This window comes from Corallincola holothuriorum, assembly GCF_003336225.1.
GTDB classification, from domain to species: domain Bacteria; phylum Pseudomonadota; class Gammaproteobacteria; order Enterobacterales; family Neiellaceae; genus Corallincola; species Corallincola holothuriorum.
Genome location: NZ_QPID01000005.1, coordinates 276,083 through 295,048, shown reverse-complemented (window position 1 = coordinate 295,048; position 18,966 = coordinate 276,083). Strand labels below are relative to the sequence as shown.

Sequence of the window (18,966 nt, the reverse complement as noted above, 5' to 3'; positions counted from 1 at the left end):
GCTATTCGGCAGACTTCTCAAACATCAGATCCCACACCCCGTGACCAAGACGATGACCACGCTGTTCAAACTTAGTTAATGGGCGATGCTCGGGTCTGGGGACAAAATCACCTGTTTCAGACTGATTCTTAAAACCTGGGGCTTCACTCATCTCCATCAGCATATGTTCAGAGTAATTTTCCCAATCCGTAGCCATATGAAATACGCCACCGACCTTCAACTTCTGACGAATACTTTCGATGAACTCAGGCTTAACAATACGACGCTTATGATGCTTTTTCTTGTGCCAAGGATCTGGAAAGAACAGCTGTACCCGATCCAAACTACCGTCGGGAATACAATCAGCTAACACCTCTACGGCATCATATTCATACACTTTCAGATTGCTGATCGTTTCGTCGTTGGCATCGGCAATACAAGCTCCGACACCGGGACGGTGTACCTCAATACCGATATAGCCAGTATTAGGAGCATTCTTCGCCATCTCAACCAGGCTTTTTCCCATACCAAAACCAATTTCCAACACATAAGTATCTGCAGTAGGAAACAGCGCCTTGGGATCTTGCATGCCGGCGTTGTAATCAAGGCCATACTGTTGCCAAAGCAGCTCGAGAGCCTGGCTCTGACGCTTAGTCAGTCGCCCTTCCCGGCGCACAAAACTGCGGATCTTGCGAACATACTTACCCTCTTCGGTATATTCTGCCTGATTCACATCGCGCTTCGGCTCATCGCTCATCTTTTGTTCCTCGATACATGGTGTTAGTTAAGTTCTGGCGCTCTACGTTCACACTGAAAAACACAGGTTAAACAACCAAGCATGACATATAGCATTAGCCAAGGGGCGGGAATTATCCATAGCAAGGGAAAGCGGCGCAAGTTTGGATCTTTTACTCACCCCAAATAAAGCAAGCGAAAGGCTTCATTCTTCTTGCTCTCAGTTTGTAGCGACCGCTTGCCCAGCAGAAGAATCTGGTTACACTGCTGCCAACCCACATTGAATAGATCAAAGCCCGATAGATGACTTTTTTCAATACCGATAGATGCCAGCAGTTTAGTCAGCAAATTATTGAATGGTATCAGCAGCAGGGGCGTAAAGATCTGCCATGGCAGCAAGATAAAACAGCTTATCGAGTGTGGGTATCCGAGATCATGCTGCAGCAAACTCAAGTCAGCACCGTCATTGGCTACTATGAAAAATTTATGGCGCGCTTTCCAAGCGTCGAAGCACTCGCGGCAGGCGAACAAGATGAGGTGCTGCACCTGTGGACAGGGCTGGGTTACTACGCCCGCGCCAGAAACCTGCATAAGTCAGCACAGCTCATTGTAGAGCAGTATCAGGGGGTGTTCCCTACCGAGATAGAAGCCTTGATCGCGCTACCCGGTATTGGCCGCTCAACGGCTGGGGCAATCTTGTCATTAAGCGCCGGACAACGTCACCCGATCCTCGATGGTAATGTCAAACGCGTGTTAGCTCGCTTGCTCGCACTGCCAGAATGGCCAGGGAAAGCCGCCGTCGAAAAGCAGCTCTGGTTAATGGCTGACAAGCTCACTCCGACACAGGGTGTCGCACAATACAATCAGGCGATGATGGATATGGGCGCCACCTTATGCACCCGCAGTCGCCCCAACTGTGCAGAGTGTCCAGTCAAAGCACTTTGCGCCGCCGAGAAAACCGGTTCCCCTAGCGATTTTCCTGTATCCAAACCGAAAAAGACGATCCCCACCCGGCGAGTATTCCTATTGCTGCTGCGAAAAGGCAATGAGGTTTTTCTACAGCAACGTCCGCCCGTTGGACTCTGGGGCGGATTATGGGGTTTTCCTGAAGCCGCTGATCAACAGACATTAGAGGAGCAGTTAGCCATGTTTGGTATCTCAGCAGAGCAAAGACAAACCTTACCAGCGTTCCGCCACACCTTTAGCCACTTTCATCTAGAGATCACGCCGCTACTATTGTCGTTAACTGACACTCAGGGAATCACTCATTGCATGGAATCAACGCCCACGCTCTGGTATAACTTGGCGCAACCCGCAACGGTGGGTCTTGCGGCCCCCACGCAAAAGCTACTTAAACAACTGGCTTCTCAGGAGACACTTTGATGGCTCGTACCGTATTTTGCACTCGTTTACAGAAAGAGGCTGATGGCCTTGATTTCCAACTCTACCCTGGCGAACTAGGGAAAAAGATCTTCGACAATATCTCCAAGGAAGCTTGGGGGCAGTGGCAAGCCAAACAGACCATGTTGATCAACGAGCACAAACTCAACATGATGAATGTGGAGCACAGACAAATGCTTGAACAGAACATGGTGAAGTTTCTGTTTGAAGGCGAAGAGATTGATGTCGATGGCTACACTCCGCCGAGTAAAGCAGAATAGCCAGCAAAGAGTATTGCGCTGCTTAGCAAAACCCTAAGCAGCGCTAACAACTTCATTAGCTCTTGGATCTGCTCATTCAATCCTCACAATACACTCGCCGCAGTTCTGGCAATGATTCAACTAAGCTGCCCATTAGCTCGAACAGTACCTGCGCCGACAAACCGTGCTGTTGGCAAAAAGGCAGCTGCGACAAACTCTCTGCACCGCTTTCCATATCCCCTTGCCCGACGGCGATACAAAGCCGCTGTGCTACATGCAACAGGTGCAGCTCAGGGCTCGCCGCCAACCCTTTGTCGATATACTTGAGCCCCTGTTGCTGCTTCGCAAGCTGTTGGTAGCCTATGGGAAACCCCCAACTTTTCAGAACACTGGCACCAAACAACCCCTGATAATCTTCAAAACTTTTTTCCAACTCCAGCAGCTCACTCTCTGTGATCGGATTTTGTTGTCTAAGTTCGTCGAACAACCGCAGAATGAGCAACTTACCAGTGTTATGAACCAGGCCAATAGTGAACGGGTCCAGCGCGAATGGCATGGCACAGGCGCTTGCCACTTGCTCGCAACAATAAGCAGTACTGATCGATTGTTGCCAGCTCAGTTTGGCACTTTGCTTCGCCTGCTCACAGGCCATATCAAAGCTAGGCGTCATACAGATAGCATTAACCTGCTGCTCAGTGACCTTGAGACCCAAGCGATTAATTGCATCAGTCAATGATTTACATGGCCGTAAACCGCGGTAGTAGCTGCTATTGGCTAACTTAATCAGCTTTGCTGTCACCACAATATCAGTTTTCAGCAGTTCGGCGATCTGCGATATATCCGCCCCCTTTGCCATCAATGACTTCAACGCATTGTAGGTATCCGACTGTCGGGGCAGGTCCAGCTCTCCTTTTTTCAATCGCTCCATACTGATCTTTAACGCTTGCTGCGGCGTGATAACCGCTGCCGCCGCTTGCGCTGGATCTGCGTCAGCCATTGGCTCAACTAACAAACCAAATTGTGCTAATTTTTCTTTGATCGCCGGCCCGGTGAATGGCTTCAACAGATAGTCATTACAACCGGATTTAATCGCCTTAATAACCTCGTTTCGATCAGAATATGAGGTCACCATTACAATATGTGCTCGCGCTTTTTCTTCGATTCCGTAACGCCGCTCTAATGCACGCAACTCACTCAAAACATCCAGGCCACGCATATCCGGCATATCGATATCCAGCGTGACAAAATCAAACGGCACATCAGCTTTTAACGCGGCGACAAAGCGACTGAGCGCAGAATTACCATTTTCAGCCTGAACTGCGGTGCCAAAGGTACCAAGAATGGCGGACATTTTGCTTCGGCAAACAAAATCGTCATCGACGACTAAACTCTTTAAATTAGACACCTGTCATTATCTCCTCGACATGGCGACAAAACCGTTTAATTTCACCGGCTAAGTCAGCTAAAGCTGTACCTATTTGGTCACTGTTCCCTGCTAAAGCTCGTTGTTCCAATACCTTGGCTGCGCTTGCTAAGGCGGCAGCGGTTAAGTTGGCCGCACCGCCCTTAATCTTATGCGCTTCCGCGCGCAGCTGCTCAAATTCACTATCCAGCAGCGCTTGCTGCATCTCGGTTAACTGAGTTGGCAACAGTTCAACAAACTGTGCCAGTGTCGAAATGACAATCTCCCGTTCACCGAGAAACTCTTCCATCAACTGCGACATATCGATGATCACCGCGGGGGCGCTGATAGCACTATTCGACTCAGCCTCATCCGGCAGTGTATTAATCGAAGCGAATACCGTTTTTGTCGACGCTAACCAGCGTTGCACCGTCGATAACAACCCCTGTCGTCGAAACGGTTTACACAGAAAATCATCCATACCGATATCAAAGCAACGCTCTCGAACCCCTTCGAGAGAGTGCGCACTCAAGGCAATAATAGGGACAGGATGCTCAACATCACTGGCTTGCAACTGTTCCCATGCGCGGATCTGCTCGGTGGCAGTAAAACCATCCATAATCGGCATCTGCAGATCCATCAATACCAGATCCGGACACTGCTGCTTATAGGCTGCAACGGCCTCTTCACCATTACAGGCCAACACAACCTCCGCGCCGGCGGCCTGCAGATGTGCCGTCGCCACCTGTTGATTCGCCGGGTAGTCTTCAGCTAACAGGATCTGTACACCGCGCAATGGTTGGCTCGGTTGCTGCTCGCTTACTTGCTCCGGCAACACCTGTCGGTCATTTTTTTCTAGCGCGGTCAGTACCTTCCGCAACTCTTGCCAGCGCAAAGGCAACGACAACTGCCCCCGTAACAAGGTTCGCCAACCCGCCGAACTTAACGATTTAGGTTGTTGACCAATGTCGCTCAGTATTACCAACGGACGAGCAGAGAACTCTGGCTCTGTGGTCGGTGGGATCTCACTGTCATTGACCAGCAGTACTGCAGTACTGGCGTCACGTTCAAATAGACAGCGATAGTTAGCCACCATCTGCGACCAATCCGCCGCCAACAAGGTTTGATAGCCCATACTTTGCAAATAGAGTCCGAGCGTCGAGCGCACTTGCTCATCTGGCTCAGCGACTAATATAGTCGGCAGCTCCAGGTTGTCCTGGGACTGGCCAACGAGCACCCGGTTTTGCGCCCGTCCTAGGTGCAGGGTGAACCAAAAACAACTGCCCTGCCCCAATTCGCTCTCAACCGCCAACTCGCCATCCATCATATCAATCAACTCAAGCGCGATGGAGGTGCCCAACCCAGTGCCACCGTACTCACGGGTAATAGACACATCTGCCTGGCGGAATGGCTCAAAGATCCTCGCCTGTTGCTCAGCGGTCATACCAATGCCGGTATCACGCACCGAAATCTTCAGGTACCACTGCTCAGGCAACGATTCCAACACTTCGACTTCAAGACGGATATCACCAGTTTCGGTGAATTTCACCGCATTACCGACCAGATTCATTAAAACTTGTCGAAGTCGCATGGGATCACCGGTCGCCATTAGCGGGACATTCGGCGCGATCTGGCAATGGAATTGGATCGGTTTATTGGAGGCACGTAAAGCCACCGCGGAAAATAGCTCTTCGATACAGTTAACCAAGCCAAAATCGACCTTAGCCAAGTCCAAACAACCCGCTTCAAATTTACTCAGATCCAATACGTTATTGATCAACATACGCAGGGCTTCCGCCTCTTTCATAATGGTGTCAACCACACTGCGTTGATCTGCTGATAGGGGAAAATCAGCCGCAAGTTCCGCCATACCAATAATGCCATTAATTGGTGTTCGTACCTCGTGGCTCATATTGGCTAAGAATGCGCTTTTGGCCTCACTCGCTTTCTCCGCTTCCTGCAAGGCTCTTTCAGACTTGTCACGAGCCTCTTTCAGCTGCTCGGTTCGGCGGTTCACCACCGCCTTAATTCGTTGTTGAGAACGACGCAAAAAGACCACATAAAAACCAAGAATAGCGATAACGGCGATCACCAACAGGCAAGAAGCCAGCAATATCAGGCTCATCACCAATTTGGCTTCCTGCTCACCCCGTCGCATCAAATCGCGATCAACAGCAACGCGCAGAATGAGTGGGGCAAAACCGGTATCACCAACTAACAACTGGTTGATCTCAATCTCATTTGCACTGTTCTCCCGCAGCAACTGACCGTGCTCTTGCAGTCGCGAGAGTGTATCTGCAGCGACTTGCTGCGGACTGAGGAAGGTTACGGCGGACTCAGTACGGGTAATATTTGATAACTTCTGTGCGACCCGACTCTCCATCAGGGTGCCGACAACCAACATCCCAGGACCATCACTTTGGCTGTTTGATTCCACAGGGGCCATCGCCAACTGCATAGCGCCATGGTCTGTCATCACCGCACCACTAGTCACCTGTTTTCGCTCAACAGGGCGTGCAGCGAGGGGAAGTGCTTGCACTAATTGCAGCAGGTGCTCACTTCGCAGCGATTGCTGTTTTGTCTGGTCAAAGGCATAGATAAACAAAGGTTGCCCTTTGGGATCCATGAGTAGGACAAAATCAACCTGTAGCAACACCGCCCACTGATTGAGGTCCGTCCGTAACGTAGCATCTGTTCTACCATCACGATCTAGCTGCTCATAAACGCCATGGCGCAAATGTTCACCCGACACCAAGGCTAAACGTGCTAAATGCTGCCTAGACTCATCAAGCAAGGCGTCAAATACGGCAATACGCCCTCTGACTTCGGCTTCCTCAAGTTCAGCAAATCCTGGCAGTATGGTGTCTCGCTTAATCAACACACTAGCTGCACCGGCCAGTACCAACGCCAATAACGAAAATAGCAGGAACAGCTTGCCTCGGGAGAAAAGCTTAACGAGTGATTGCAAAGAGGTGACAGGTTGGCTCATAAGCTATTCCATGCTGTTGGGGGAAAGCGGTATTCTCGTCCCTAAGAAAGCAAGTGTATATTTTTCTGACAACAGTTCACAGGGTTTAGCTAATGCTAAAGTTGATCCGTGCCATATAGTTGTAAATTGGTCGGTGCGATAGCTGAAACAATAACCAGTTTGGCGACGCAGAATGCAAGAAACCAAATGAATTGCTTTATAGTGGCGGCATTATCAAACTACAGCGATAGTGAACTCAAGATAAGTAACCGAACGAGGCGATTAATGCATTACCAGTCTGGAACAGGGCAATGAATCAAGAATCACTTGCGGCACATGGACAATGGAAGTTTGCGGTCGAAAACAATTTAATGATGCTTACCGTCAGCGGCAGCTTCAACAGCCAAGGTATTCAATTGATGCACAAGTCGATTGCCCTGCAGCTTGCCGACCAGCGATATATTCCTGATAAAGCTTATGTTGACGCCGGTCATTGGGCTTTGTCCACACCGGACAGCGAAGATGCTGTACGCCATCTCCACGCACGCATGAAACAGATCGGATTGCGGCGGGTCGCTTATGTTATTGCCAATGTTCACATCAGAAAAATGGTGCTCGAACAACTTTGGCAGGCGCATCCAGAAGTTAAACGAGGTTATTTCAGCACTCCTCAGGAAGCACTGAACTGGTTAAATAATGACAACCAATGCGACCTAACCGGATAAATAACCAGCAAACAGCGCAACATTTTCTTATCACTGTTGACTTGCTCGGCGTAAATCCGTTTAATAGCCCTCCTCACGAAATAGTGAGTTGCAAGACACGCCCAGATAGCTCAGTTGGGTGAGACAGACCAAAGCAACGCTTTGCAGCTGTCGAACGCGAGGCAGGACGCCGAGCCGGAAAGTACTCCATGGAGGGGTGAGATAAAATGAGCAAGATTTAGAAAACTACGCCCAGATAGCTCAGTCGGTAGAGCAGGGGATTGAAAATCCCCGTGTCCCTGGTTCGATTCCGGGTCTGGGCACCAAATTTTTATAAAAAAGCCTTATCTTCGGATAAGGCTTTTTTATTGCCTGCAAGGCCACACCGGAATCGAACTGAAGTTCGCGTGCCGTCCGGCCCTGAAGCATAGCTTCACGGCGTTCCACTTCACCTGCTTGCGATGCAAGCAAAGCGGCTTGTGTCACCCAGGTCTGGGCACCAAATTTTTATAAAAAAGCCTTATCTTCGGATAAGGCTTTTTTATTGCCTGCAAGGCCACACCGGAATCGAACTGAAGTTCGCGTGCCGTCCGGCCGCGAAGCATAGCTTCACGGCGTTCCACTTCACCTGCTTGCGATGCAAGCAAAGCGGCTTGTGTCGTATGCCCGTTTAAATCAGAGCAATAAATAACCAACCTCGAAAGTATCAATTATATTTATGGCTTAGACACCAAACCGCGCTTCGCTAACCACTTAGCTTCCGACATGATGCAATCACGCAGGGAATTGTCGCCGCCATCTTTGCGCCAGATAAACGAAAGGGTGCGTGCCATATTCAGCTCAGGCACGTTAAGGCAGGCAATCTCTTTCAATTCAATCGCTTTCGCCACATCCAGATAGGGCAAACAGCTGAGATAAGCACCATTAATCACCATACTTTTCAGGATCGGCACATGCTCATACTCACGCCACACATCAAGATTATCGATAAGGCCGTGGATCGCAGAATCAAAAATACGCCGAGTACCCGCACCAGGCTCCCGTAAAACCCACTTGGCCTGCTCTAACTGGGCCAAACTGATCCGCTCATACTTGGCATAAGGGTGATTCAGGGCTGCGATAATCACCAGATGATCGTGACACCAGATCTCCTGATTGACCCGAGAGTCGTCACAACGCCCCTCTATCACGCCCAATTGATACTCATGATCCAGTACCCCTTGGATAATATGTTCGGTATTTTCAACATCGACCAATACTCTGAGCTCTGGGAAATCAGTATCAATTTTACTGATAAGAGAAGGCACTAAATGCTCTGCTGCGGTTTGGCTCGCACCAAGACACAATTCACCACTGATTAACTGCTGCCCAGTGAAGCCCAATTCAATCTGTTGCGCATCGAACAGCAACTTTTTTGCCCTTGGCCGAAGCCACTGACCCCAAGGGGTCAGCGACATACGCTTACCATTCCGTTCAAACAACGGCTGCCCTAACAGTTTTTCTAATTGTGACAACGCCATGCTGGTCGCAGATTGTGTCAGCGCCAATTTCTTGGCCGCCACACTAACACTTTCATAACTGGCAACCGCTTCAAAGACAGCTATCTGTTTCAGCGTATAACGCATCAAAAAAACACCTAATTCATTGTTTAAAAAAGCTTTTGTCAATTGAATCACAAATCACTAAAGCAAGCTTTATCTGATATCAATTTAGCTTAACCATATCACATAAATTATCAATTTTTCTTTTGATTGATTTCCGCCTAATTTGATTAGGCCGGTCACCACAGCACTGCGGTAACGGCACTTATCAAACCTTGGAGAAACAGTATGACTTTACAGGAGGCGACGAGCAGCAGATGAAACTTATCGAGAACAAATCTGAAACCGCTGGCTTAGAGCTGCCGGAGAGGATGACCCAAACAGCAGAGCAGTATGGATACAAAAAAGTGGTGAAAGCACCAGCCACTTCCATCGCCCTTGCCGTGACAGCGGGCATCTTCATTGGCCTAGCCTTTATCTTTTACATTACCGTGACCACAGGTAATCACGAAGCATCGTGGGGACTATCTAGATTGGTTGGCGGCTTTGCTTTCAGCATTGGCCTCGTACTGATCGTCATTTGTGGCGGCGAACTGTTCACCAGCACCGTGCTCACCTCTATTGCACGTGCCAGTAAGCGCATCTCTCATCGTCAGCAATTGGCTTGTTGGGGGCGTGTCTATCTGGGCAATTTTGTCGGTGCTTTAGTACTGGTGGCTTTGGTCTATAGCGCCAAGCTCTACATGCTCGACAGTGGCCAGTGGGGGGTGAATGCCCTACAGATCGCACAACACAAATTACATCATGGATTTGGTCAGGCCGTTGCCCTTGGGGTTCTTTGTAACATGCTGGTTTGTCTCGGTATCTGGATGACATTCAGCAGTGAAGATGTGCTCACTAAGGCGTTATTGGTTGTGCTTCCAGTGGCTCTATTTGTCAGCACAGGCTTCGAACACTGCGTTGCCAATATGTTCATGGTACCGCTGGCTATAGCGATTAAATCAGGTGCAGGCCCAGACTTTTGGGCTGCAACAGGCATGTCTGCGCAAGCATTCAGTGACCTGACATTCAGCAACTTTATTTTCAACAACCTCATTCCGGTCACCCTAGGCAACATCATCGGCGGCGCCATGTTTGTCGGCCTGACCTACTGGGGAATTTACCGTCGTCCAACACTCAAATCTGAATCAAAAATAGTAAATCATTTAGACAAAATTAAAGGAACTACCATCATGAAAAACAGCAATGTCACTCTTCAAGTTAAAGAATTTATGCACGCTCCTACTGCCAGCCTGACTGAAAGCACCAACTTAATGGATGCACTGACAGCGATGCTCAGCCTCCACCAGACAGGTATGCCAGTGGTTAACAGCAATCATCAGCTGGTAGGCTTTATCTCTGAGCATGATCTACTGCGTGAACTCTGGTTAGCGGATTACGAACTCAGTGCAGAAAAAACAGTTGGCAGCATCATGCGTCGTGAAGTGGCAACCGTAGCGCCGGGCGACTGCCTGATTAAACTGGCTGAGTTTATCTCGGTTGACCGTGAGAAGGTCTACCCGGTGACCGATAGCGGCTTCGTTTTAAGCTACAAGGCGCAATCACTAGAAGAGCGCTTAGCTGAAGCAGATGTGAGCCGCCCGAAGATATACCCAGTGGTTGAGAATGGGGTATTAGTCGGCACCATCAGCCGTACCGACATCATGTATGCCTTTTTCAAAGCCTGCGGCGGCAAGGATGATTCACTGCACAGTAAAGTGACCCATCAGGCAGCCTAACGCCAAAGCGTAATAATAAACAATGGCTTCAATCTCTGGATTGAAGCCATTTATTGTTTTAGCCGCTGAGTAGCCACAGCCAAGTTAAAGCGCCACTTCGCAACAAACAAAATAGTATTGGGCAGGATCATCAGAGTGATTGTTGTCTGCTGACATAACGATAATAAAATGAAAAAGCTACACTTCATAAACCATCCCGTTTTCGGTCATTTGTAGATGAAGCTTTTCCAAGCCAATTTTGTTAACGATAGCTGGTCAGCCCCAATCAATGAGAAATCATTACCGGATGCTGAATTGGTGTTGGTCTTTGGCACTCAACAAAGTTACCGGCAACAGTATCCGCTGCTGCATAAATGCTTTCCTGATGCCGAATTCGTCGGCTGTAGTACCGCTGGTGAAATCAGTGACATAAGCGTTGCAGATGACAGCCTGTCATTAACCGCGATACACCTACAGCACAGTTGCTGTAAGGTGGTGTCGGCACGGCATACCAGCGCCCTTGATAGTGAAACCATGGGCAAGCAACTGGCTAAGCAGCTTGATTTGACGGCGCTAAAACACACCTTAGTTTTCTCTGAGGGGATCAATATTAATGGCACCGCTCTGGCTCGCGGTTTAACCACAGTTTTAGCAAACAGATGTTTAGTCAGTGGTGGATTGGCTGGAGATGGCGACCGCTTTGCAGCCACCTATACCTGGCACAATGAACAGGTCCATCAGAACCAAGTCATCGCCGTCGGCTTATATGGTGATCGACTGGAAGTCGGCCATGGCTCGTTAGGCGGCTGGGATCCCTTTGGCCCACCACGCAAGATCACTGCGGCGAAAGATAATGTATTGCTGCAACTTGATGGGCAATCGGCATTAACCTTGTATAAGAAATACCTTGGCGAGTATGCTGCTGACCTGCCCGCCTCTGGCTTGCTGTTTCCGCTCAGTGTAAAGGTCGATGAAGATCAACCCGCGGTGGTCCGCACCATTCTTGGCATCAATGAACAAGAACAAAGCATGACTTTTGCCGGTGATATGCCGCAAGGCTGTTATGCACAACTAATGAAAGCCAATTTCGATCGCCTGATCGATGGCGCGACCGGCGCCGCGCAAGCCACCTCAAAAATGCTAAAGCATTCGCCACAATTGGCGATATTAGTCAGTTGCGTAGGCCGAAAAATGGTTTTGAAACAGCGTATTGAAGAAGAAGTGGAAGCCGTCAAAGAATTGCTTGGGGCAAATACTGTACAATGCGGCTTCTACTCTTATGGTGAGCTGTCTCCAGTAGTAGAAACCGGAGACTGCGCATTGCATAACCAAACCATGACAATCACAACGATAACTGAGCTGTAGCCAAGATGCATAGACTACTGGCACGCCAACTAAAGCGTGCCAATATTGATTTGACTGAGTTGCCCGAACAGATCCAGCAACTACTTGTCACTGTCGAACAAGCCTACGAACAGAATGATGAAGACCGAGCACTGGTTGAGCGCTCGCTCGAACTAATGTCTGCAGAGCTGGTCGAGCAGAACGCCCAACTTTCCAGTCGTGTTGCCACACTCAATATTACTCTGGATGCGATCCAGGATGCCGTTATCGTTGTCGATCGTCAGGGCAACTACTTAGCATACAACCAACCGGCGACACACCTGTTTGGCATCGTCGCGAAAGATCCCTCACAACAGAATGAAGTTGTGCTGCTGGATACGCTAGCCGCCCAGCTAGAGATACCAGGTGATCTGTATGCCATGTTGCATGCACTTGAAGATAATCCACTGGCTGAGTTAACCGGGGTGTTAAGCCTAAAAGATGCCCGTTATCTGGAGTACTGCTCGCGTCCAAAGATAATTGATAGCGAACTCTCAGGTCGGGTGTGGAGCTTTCGCGAAGTCACCGAGTTAAAGCGCAAAGAAGCGCAGATCCGCTTTCAAGCTTGCCACGACGCTTTGACCGGTCTGCCCAACAGGCAACTGTTTGTCGATCGCCTTGAACAAGCATTACTGAAAAAGAAACGCTCACAAAGTTTCCTCGCGGTTTTGTTTTTGGATCTCGACCACTTTAAAGACGTCAACGACCTGCTCGGCCATGAATCTGGAGACAAGCTCCTATGCACTGTTTCAAAGCGCATTACAGAGTGCTTGCGGGAACAGGATACCCTGGCACGTTTCGGTGGCGATGAATTTGTACTTCTGCTCGACGGTATTAACGCTGAAAGCGAAGCCGATGCTATTGCCAAGCGAATTCTCAATGCCCTTGCCGCGCCATTTGAAGAGCTAAACGAACAGATTAAGATATCCACCAGCATCGGTATCGCCTTCTCGCCCCGCCACGCAACCACCGTCGATGACCTGATCCGTAAAGCCGATATGGCGATGTATCAAGCCAAAGCGGCAGGACGAAATACCGCGGCCAGCTTTCAACCGCAGATGGAAGCACAAGCGTTACACCGCTTGTCTTTGGAATCTCGCCTGCGCAACGCGGTAAGTGACAACAACTTAGAGCTCTACTTCCAACCCAAGATCCATACCAAAGGGATGCGCCTCATCGGCTTTGAAGCCTTAGTGCGCTGGCACTGTCCTGAGCATGGCATTATTTCTCCCGGTGAGTTTATTCCCTTGGCCGAGGAGAGTGATCTCATCTTAGAGATTGGTCAGTGGGTGCTGCGCCAGGCCTGCCAACAGTTAGCCCTTTGGCGTGAACTGGGGCATGCCACTATCGGTATGGCAGTTAACCTGTCTGTAAAGCAGCTCTATCAAGAAGACTTTTTGGCGCAAGTACAAGCACTGCTTGATGAATTTCATATCACCCCTGGATTATTAGAGTTAGAGATCACCGAAAGCATGGTGATCGGAAATATCGACTCAACCATCTCTGTGTTGCAAGCGCTGCGCGCCATGGGGGTTAAAGTAGCGATTGATGACTTCGGTACTGGCTATTCCAGCCTGAATTACCTACGCCAACTGCCAGCAGACACACTTAAAATCGATCAAAGCTTTGTCGCCGCGCTGCATGATTCGCCTTCAGATCTGGAGATTATTAAAACCATTATCTCCGTGGCACATACGCTCAACTTTATGGTAGTGGCGGAAGGGGTTGAAGACCTACATACGCTGTCGATCCTAGCAGATGCGAACTGTGACGAGGTGCAGGGCTATCTGCTCAGTCGCCCGATGCCTGCAGAACTGGTCGAGAACTTCCTGCAACCGGAACATATTAACCGCCTTTATGAAGCATTGAATTCATAGCGAGACTGCACTGCTCAGACCACGGCTTCCCATCGGGGGGCTGTATCAGCTAAAATACGTCCCTGTGACACGGTTTTAAAAACAAGGTAAACGCGGATGAAAGTCGTCGACTTCATAAAAAAGAAAAGCGAGATCCTGGCGCAAGCACAGCACCAGTTTCAATTAAAGGAATGGATCTCGCCCACAATCCGTGACTATTGGACTGAGTTTTTAAATAAAGCGAACAATACCCAACTGGCCTCCTGGGTACGAGAACACCCACTCCGTCCACTCGCTAACGACAACGCAGAAGCTCAGCCGAAAGCGATTGTTTTACACCCTGAAGCACAAACACTGTTAATCGAGTTATCCAACCATATTGGCCAGGAGATCCATGTGGGCGAGTGGCTGGAAATCGATCAACAACGGATCGATCAGTTCGCCGAAGTCACTATGGACTTTCAATGGATCCACACAGATCCTGAACGTGCTGCGGCAGAATCACCTTTTAAGACCACCATCGCCCATGGCTTTTTAACGCTTTCTTTATTGCCAGTATTAACAGAAAGCGTGAATCCGGATGAGCCAATGTACCCAACCGCTAAGATGGCGGTAAATTATGGCCTTAATCAGGTTCGCTATCCCTATCCGGTGAAGGTAGGCAACAAGCTGCGCGCACGTACCCGCTTAGCCAAAATCGAACCGATCAAGCGCGGACTAGAACTAACTAAAGAGATCACCATCGAGATCGAAGGCTGTCGCCGCCCTGCATGTGTGGCTGAATCTATCGTTCGACTCTATTTCTAATTTCAATCATATTTTGTGATAAGCGGAGGCTCTCGAGCCTCCGCTTTGTTGTTGTGTCGGCCAAACACCGAAACATAAGCTTTAGCTGAACATTTTTTCACCAGCTGATATAATTCGCGCCCCAAACGGCCCGGTGCCGGTTTTCGAGAGTATTAAATGCAGCACGCTGAACAACCACTTTTCTCCTATCCCAAGTACTGGGCCGAATGCTATGGCACGGCTCCGTTTCTTCCTATGTCCAAGAAAGAGATGGACGCCCTCGGTTGGGATAGCTGCGATATTATCATTGTCACTGGCGATGCTTATGTCGACCATCCTAGCTTCGGCATGGCAGTGATTGGCCGAATGCTGGAGTCTCAAGGCTTTCGAGTGGGGATTATCGCCCAGCCAGACTGGACCAGCAAAGACGCATTCCAGGCGCTGGGGAAACCGAATCTATTCTTCGGTGTCACCGCGGGTAACATGGACTCGATGATCAACCGCTATACCGCCGATCGTAAACTCCGCCATGACGACGCTTACACGCCCAATAACGAAGGCGGTAAACGTCCGGATCGTGCCGTCACGGTTTACACCCAACGCTGTAAAGAAGCTTATAAAGGCATACCGGTTGTCATCGGCGGCATTGAAGCCAGCCTGCGCCGCATCGCCCATTACGACTATTGGTCAGACAAAGTCCGCAAATCCGTGCTGTTTGATTCCAAAGCAGACTTACTGGTATACGGCAATGCAGAACGCCCCCTGGCAGACATTGCACACCGCTTTGCCGAAGGGAAAAGCATCAGTGATATGCAGGACATTCGTGGCACCGCGGTGCTGCGTAATCAACCGCTCGAAGGCTGGTCAGGCTTAGACTCCACCCATCTCGATGGCCTGCGAAAAATAGATCCACTGCCGAATCCTTATCAGGTGGAGGATGTCAGCACCTGCAGCGAAAAGTCTGCTGCCGAAGAAGCGGCGGCACCGGAGACGGCACAGGCGATCACTGTGATGCCGTTTAATGCCAAAGCAGATAAACGTAAACCGTGGGAATACACCTATATCAAACTGCCTGCCTATGAGCGGGTGGCGGAAGATAAGTACCTTTATGCCCACGCCTCTCGGGTAATGCATCAGGAAACCAACCCCGGCTGTGCTCGCGCACTGTTTCAACAAGCTGGCAATCGCTGGGTGTGGGTTAACCCACCAGCTTATCCGCTGTCCACCGACGAGATGGACCGGGTGTTTGGCATGGCTTATCAACGCATCCCCCACCCCAGTTATGGCAAAGCGAAGATCCCCGCTTACGACATGATTAAGACCTCAGTCAACATCATGCGCGGCTGTTTTGGTGGCTGTTCATTCTGCTCCATCACCGAGCATGAAGGGCGCATCATTCAAAGCCGATCTGAAGATTCGATTGTTCAGGAGATCGAAGAGATCCGCGACAAGGTCCCCGGATTTACCGGCGTGATCTCCGATCTTGGTGGCCCTACCGCCAACATGTATCGGCTTAACTGTAAAAGCCCAAAAGCAGAACAGACCTGTCGCCGCTTCTCCTGTGTTTATCCGGATATCTGTCACCACATGGATACCGACCACACACCGACCATCAACTTGTATCGTCGTGCCCGCGATATCAAAGGGATCAAGAAGATCCTGATCGCTTCCGGTGTCCGCTATGATCTGGCTGTAGAAGATCCACGCTATGTGAAAGAGTTAGCCAAGTATCATGTCGGTGGCTACCTGAAGATCGCCCCAGAACATACCGAGCAGGGCCCGCTGAAACAGATGATGAAGCCGGGCATGGACACCTACTACAAGTTTAAAGAGCTGTTCGACAAGTACTCGAAAGAAGCAGGCAAAGAGCAGTATCTGATCCCTTACTTTATCTCCGCGCATCCCGGCACCACCGACAAAGATATGGTGAACCTGGCGCTGTGGCTAAAACAGAACCGCTTTAAGCTGGATCAGGTGCAAAACTTCTATCCATCGCCTTTAGCCAATGCCACCACCATGTATCACACCGAAGTGGATCCGCTGCATAAAGTGAATCACAAGGTAGGCAAGATCCCCGTAGCCAAGAAAGGCAGACAGCGTAAGTTCCACCGTGCCCTGCTGCGTTATCATGCACCGGAAAATGCCGATCTGATCCGTGAAGGGTTGAAGAACATGGGATTAAGCCAGTTGATTGGTAACGGCCCCAACCACCTTGTCGCGCCCGCCACGCACACTAGCCGTGGTGGTAAAGCGTCCGTAGACGGCGGACAAAAAGCCCAAAGTGGCAGAAATCGCCCTGCACCATCACAACGCGGCTTAACCCGTTTTAGTAGCGACCAGCCACTAGGTGCACGCAGCCATGATGAACAGCCCAAACGCGGCACCGGTAAGAAAAAGGCATCTGGTAAGCAGGCACAAAAAGGTCGTCACAACGGCGGCAATGAAGCAAACCGCCCCAATGGCAAAGGCGGCCAAGCTAAAGCAGGTCAAACTAAAGCAGGTCAGAGCAAAAGCGGTGCGCGCCCTACTCCACGGAACAAAGTGGGCCAAAAAGGAAAGAGCGCCCCGCGTCCGCGCTAGGAGCGCCGTTGATCAGCCCTAGCACTAACAATATTAAGCCTCCGTTCGCGGGGGCTTTTTAGTCATTACCCATCTTACTGTTGCAATTTCACTCCGCTTTGTCGAAATTAACCTGATGATAAAGCGGCGCATCAACCACCGATAATTAGTAGCAGGACTATGGCGAGCAACGAGATAATGACAGATAAAACCCAACTCCAAGGCGGCTGCCTATGTGGCGCTATCCGTTATCAGACAAGCGCGATGCCATTCGCCGCAGATCACTGCCACTGCCGCCAATGCCAAAAACATACTGGTGCTGTAGTCGCCAGTTGGATGGATTTTAAGACCGAGCAGGTCAGCTGGACGAAGGGAACGGTCAACGAATACCCATCATCAGAATATGTTCGTCGTGGTTTTTGCCCTGACTGTGGGTCGACACTCACCTATCGCGACACCCGCCATCCCGATTACACCACCATGACCATCGCCACGTTAGATAAGCCCAGTCAGGTGCAACCCACCTACCATATTCACACGGATAGCCAGGTCTCCTGGTTAGTGATCGATGACGACTGCAAAAGATTTCCACAGGGCTGTACAGAAGAGAGCAACAGCTGAGGTATTCATATAAACACAGTGCATTGCTCGTCGGTTATACCACCAAGGTTTGTCGCTCTCGTGATAACCGCTTAAAAATATATCGCACTGTCTGGAACAGATATAGCAAGCTCAGACCCATATTGGATCTGAGCTCTAGATAGCAGATTAACCGCCAAGCTTATCGAGTAAACCGCCTTCTAACTTCTCTTTGGCTTTCTCTTTCACTTTCTCTTCGGCCAATTTTTTCAGTTCCTCGGTCACCCGTTTTTCAACTTGCTTGGTAATCTGAGAAACAATCTCCGAGGTAAGTTGCTCAGGTGTCAAACCCTTGCTGGCACTGCCGAGATTGGTCAGGGCGATGGTTGGCATGGTGATCTTATGCTCACCAAACTGCTCGGTCATCAGGGTGACGGCATTATTCGACAGGGTAAACTTCTCCACCGCCAGTTTCACATCGGCACCAGCTTCAGCAGGTTGGCTCTCTTTTGGCTGTTGTTCCGCCGGTTTCTGCGCACCGGATTGCATTCCTTTCAGCAACGCTTGGAGGTTAGTGCTACCACCTTTCTGCTCGGCGATCAGCTTGGCACCATCCACCTTAATCTCATTGATGACATACACATCTTTGGTCAACGAAGCCGGGTCTATATCGAGCACAATGTCATTCAGGTCAAATAGATAATCAGAGCCGAAACCTGTCGGATTGCCCAATGTCAGCCCTTGCAATTCACCCCGTCCATCAGTCAATTTGATATTGACGCTATCAAGGGTCACTTCCACCTTGGTGACGTCACTGCCCACTTTTTCCACCAAGGTTTTTACGATACTGTCGAGATTGCTCAACACGCCGTATATCAAGACCCCTGCGACGATCACCACCACACCAACGATCCCTAATAACCACTTACCTACTTTCATTTGTTGTTACTCCCTAACATAAAGAAAAATATCGCTTTTAATCATAGAAGATCGTCAGCGATAAGTAGCCTTAAAACGCCAATTTTTGTACCCTGTCGCTTGTTAAATCGAGAGTTTTTGATTAAACCCCATTCAGGT

14 protein-coding genes and 1 tRNA gene are annotated in these 18,966 nt (G+C 49.7%); 10 read left to right on the top strand and 5 right to left on the bottom strand.

The genetic code is table 11. The features are described from left to right. Position 1: 1 nt before the first annotated feature. Entirely contained in the window at positions 2-736 is a 735-nt protein-coding gene (trmB, locus tag DU002_RS10470; RefSeq protein WP_114338321.1) for a tRNA (guanosine(46)-N7)-methyltransferase TrmB, read from the bottom strand. Between the two features lie 281 nt (positions 737-1,017). On the opposite strand from trmB, the gene mutY reads away from it, so the two are divergent. Both mutY and DU002_RS10460 read left to right on the top strand, forming a co-directional pair. Continuing rightward, positions 1,018-2,097 (top strand): A/G-specific adenine glycosylase, encoded by a 1,080-nt coding sequence (gene mutY, locus DU002_RS10465; RefSeq protein ID WP_114338320.1) that lies wholly within the window; start codon positions 1,018-1,020, stop codon positions 2,095-2,097. Then, positions 2,097-2,375 (top strand): oxidative damage protection protein, encoded by a 279-nt coding sequence (locus tag DU002_RS10460; protein WP_114338319.1) that lies wholly within the window; start codon positions 2,097-2,099, stop codon positions 2,373-2,375. Before mutY ends, DU002_RS10460 begins: the two co-directional genes overlap by 1 nt. Positions 2,376-2,451: 76 nt before the next feature. Here the strand turns inward: DU002_RS10460 and DU002_RS10455 are convergent, their stop codons facing one another. Both DU002_RS10455 and DU002_RS10450 read right to left on the bottom strand, forming a co-directional pair. After that, positions 2,452-3,759 (bottom strand): HDOD domain-containing protein, encoded by a 1,308-nt coding sequence (locus DU002_RS10455; protein ID WP_130567000.1) that lies wholly within the window; start codon positions 3,757-3,759, stop codon positions 2,452-2,454. Continuing rightward, entirely contained in the window at positions 3,752-6,745 is a 2,994-nt protein-coding gene (locus tag DU002_RS10450) for a hybrid sensor histidine kinase/response regulator (RefSeq protein ID WP_114338317.1), read from the bottom strand. Before DU002_RS10450 ends, DU002_RS10455 begins: the two co-directional genes overlap by 8 nt. Before the next feature lie 290 nt (positions 6,746-7,035). On the opposite strand from DU002_RS10450, the gene DU002_RS10445 reads away from it, so the two are divergent. Together DU002_RS10445 and DU002_RS10440 are read left to right on the top strand one after the other, a co-directional pair. Continuing rightward, positions 7,036-7,449 (top strand): SpoIIAA family protein, encoded by a 414-nt coding sequence (locus tag DU002_RS10445; protein ID WP_114338316.1) that lies wholly within the window; start codon positions 7,036-7,038, stop codon positions 7,447-7,449. A 229-nt stretch (positions 7,450-7,678) separates the two neighbouring features. After that, positions 7,679-7,754, top strand: a tRNA-Phe gene (locus tag DU002_RS10440). A 390-nt stretch (positions 7,755-8,144) separates the two neighbouring features. Here DU002_RS10440 and DU002_RS10435 read toward each other — a convergent pair. Next, positions 8,145-9,053, bottom strand: coding sequence for a LysR family transcriptional regulator (locus DU002_RS10435; protein ID WP_114338315.1), 909 nt, complete (start codon positions 9,051-9,053; stop codon positions 8,145-8,147). Positions 9,054-9,286: 233 nt separating this feature from the next. Here DU002_RS10435 and focA point away from each other — a divergent pair, with 233 nt between their 5' ends. The 6 genes from focA (at position 9,287) to DU002_RS10405 (ending at position 17,931) form a co-directional block, all read left to right on the top strand. Next, on the top strand, positions 9,287-10,747 hold the full coding sequence (gene focA / locus DU002_RS10430; RefSeq protein ID WP_114338314.1) for a formate transporter FocA: 1,461 nt from the start codon (positions 9,287-9,289) through the stop codon (positions 10,745-10,747). 216 nt (positions 10,748-10,963) lie between these two features. Next, positions 10,964-12,091: an FIST signal transduction protein gene (locus tag DU002_RS10425; protein WP_114338313.1), complete on the top strand. Its 1,128-nt coding sequence runs from the start codon at positions 10,964-10,966 to the stop codon at positions 12,089-12,091. Between the two features lie 5 nt (positions 12,092-12,096). Next, a complete protein-coding gene (locus DU002_RS10420) occupies positions 12,097-13,986 on the top strand; it encodes a putative bifunctional diguanylate cyclase/phosphodiesterase (protein ID WP_114338312.1) in 1,890 nt (629 codons plus the stop codon). 96 nt (positions 13,987-14,082) lie between these two features. After that, positions 14,083-14,772 carry a MaoC family dehydratase gene (locus tag DU002_RS10415; protein WP_114338311.1) on the top strand — a complete coding sequence of 230 codons (690 nt, stop codon included), beginning with the start codon at positions 14,083-14,085 and terminating at the stop codon, positions 14,770-14,772. A 156-nt stretch (positions 14,773-14,928) separates the two neighbouring features. Next, on the top strand, positions 14,929-17,331 hold the full coding sequence (locus DU002_RS10410; protein WP_114338310.1) for a YgiQ family radical SAM protein: 2,403 nt from the start codon (positions 14,929-14,931) through the stop codon (positions 17,329-17,331). 177 nt (positions 17,332-17,508) lie between these two features. Then, positions 17,509-17,931, top strand: coding sequence for a GFA family protein (locus tag DU002_RS10405; protein ID WP_114338377.1), 423 nt, complete (start codon positions 17,509-17,511; stop codon positions 17,929-17,931). A 147-nt stretch (positions 17,932-18,078) separates the two neighbouring features. On the opposite strand, the gene DU002_RS10400 is transcribed toward DU002_RS10405, so the two are convergent. Continuing rightward, positions 18,079-18,828: an AsmA family protein gene (locus DU002_RS10400; protein ID WP_114338309.1), complete on the bottom strand. Its 750-nt coding sequence runs from the start codon at positions 18,826-18,828 to the stop codon at positions 18,079-18,081. Positions 18,829-18,966: the final 138 nt, after the last annotated feature.

Bases quoted from the DNA above. Each gene is read 5' to 3' on its own strand.
- trmB (WP_114338321.1), bottom strand. From the start codon at position 736: ATGAGCGATGAGCCGAAGCGCGATGTGAATCAGGCAGAATATACCGAA.
- mutY (WP_114338320.1), top strand. From the start codon at position 1,018: ATGACTTTTTTCAATACCGATAGATGCCAGCAGTTTAGTCAGCAAATT.
- DU002_RS10460 (WP_114338319.1), top strand. From the start codon at position 2,097: ATGGCTCGTACCGTATTTTGCACTCGTTTACAGAAAGAGGCTGATGGC.
- DU002_RS10450 (WP_114338317.1), bottom strand. From the start codon at position 6,745: ATGAGCCAACCTGTCACCTCTTTGCAATCACTCGTTAAGCTTTTCTCC.
- DU002_RS10445 (WP_114338316.1), top strand. From the start codon at position 7,036: ATGAATCAAGAATCACTTGCGGCACATGGACAATGGAAGTTTGCGGTC.
- DU002_RS10435 (WP_114338315.1), bottom strand. From the start codon at position 9,053: ATGCGTTATACGCTGAAACAGATAGCTGTCTTTGAAGCGGTTGCCAGT.
- focA (WP_114338314.1), top strand. From the start codon at position 9,287: ATGAAACTTATCGAGAACAAATCTGAAACCGCTGGCTTAGAGCTGCCG.
- DU002_RS10425 (WP_114338313.1), top strand. From the start codon at position 10,964: ATGAAGCTTTTCCAAGCCAATTTTGTTAACGATAGCTGGTCAGCCCCA.
- DU002_RS10420 (WP_114338312.1), top strand. From the start codon at position 12,097: ATGCATAGACTACTGGCACGCCAACTAAAGCGTGCCAATATTGATTTG.
- DU002_RS10415 (WP_114338311.1), top strand. From the start codon at position 14,083: ATGAAAGTCGTCGACTTCATAAAAAAGAAAAGCGAGATCCTGGCGCAA.
- DU002_RS10410 (WP_114338310.1), top strand. From the start codon at position 14,929: ATGCAGCACGCTGAACAACCACTTTTCTCCTATCCCAAGTACTGGGCC.
- DU002_RS10405 (WP_114338377.1), top strand. From the start codon at position 17,509: ATGACAGATAAAACCCAACTCCAAGGCGGCTGCCTATGTGGCGCTATC.
- DU002_RS10400 (WP_114338309.1), bottom strand. From the start codon at position 18,828: ATGAAAGTAGGTAAGTGGTTATTAGGGATCGTTGGTGTGGTGGTGATC.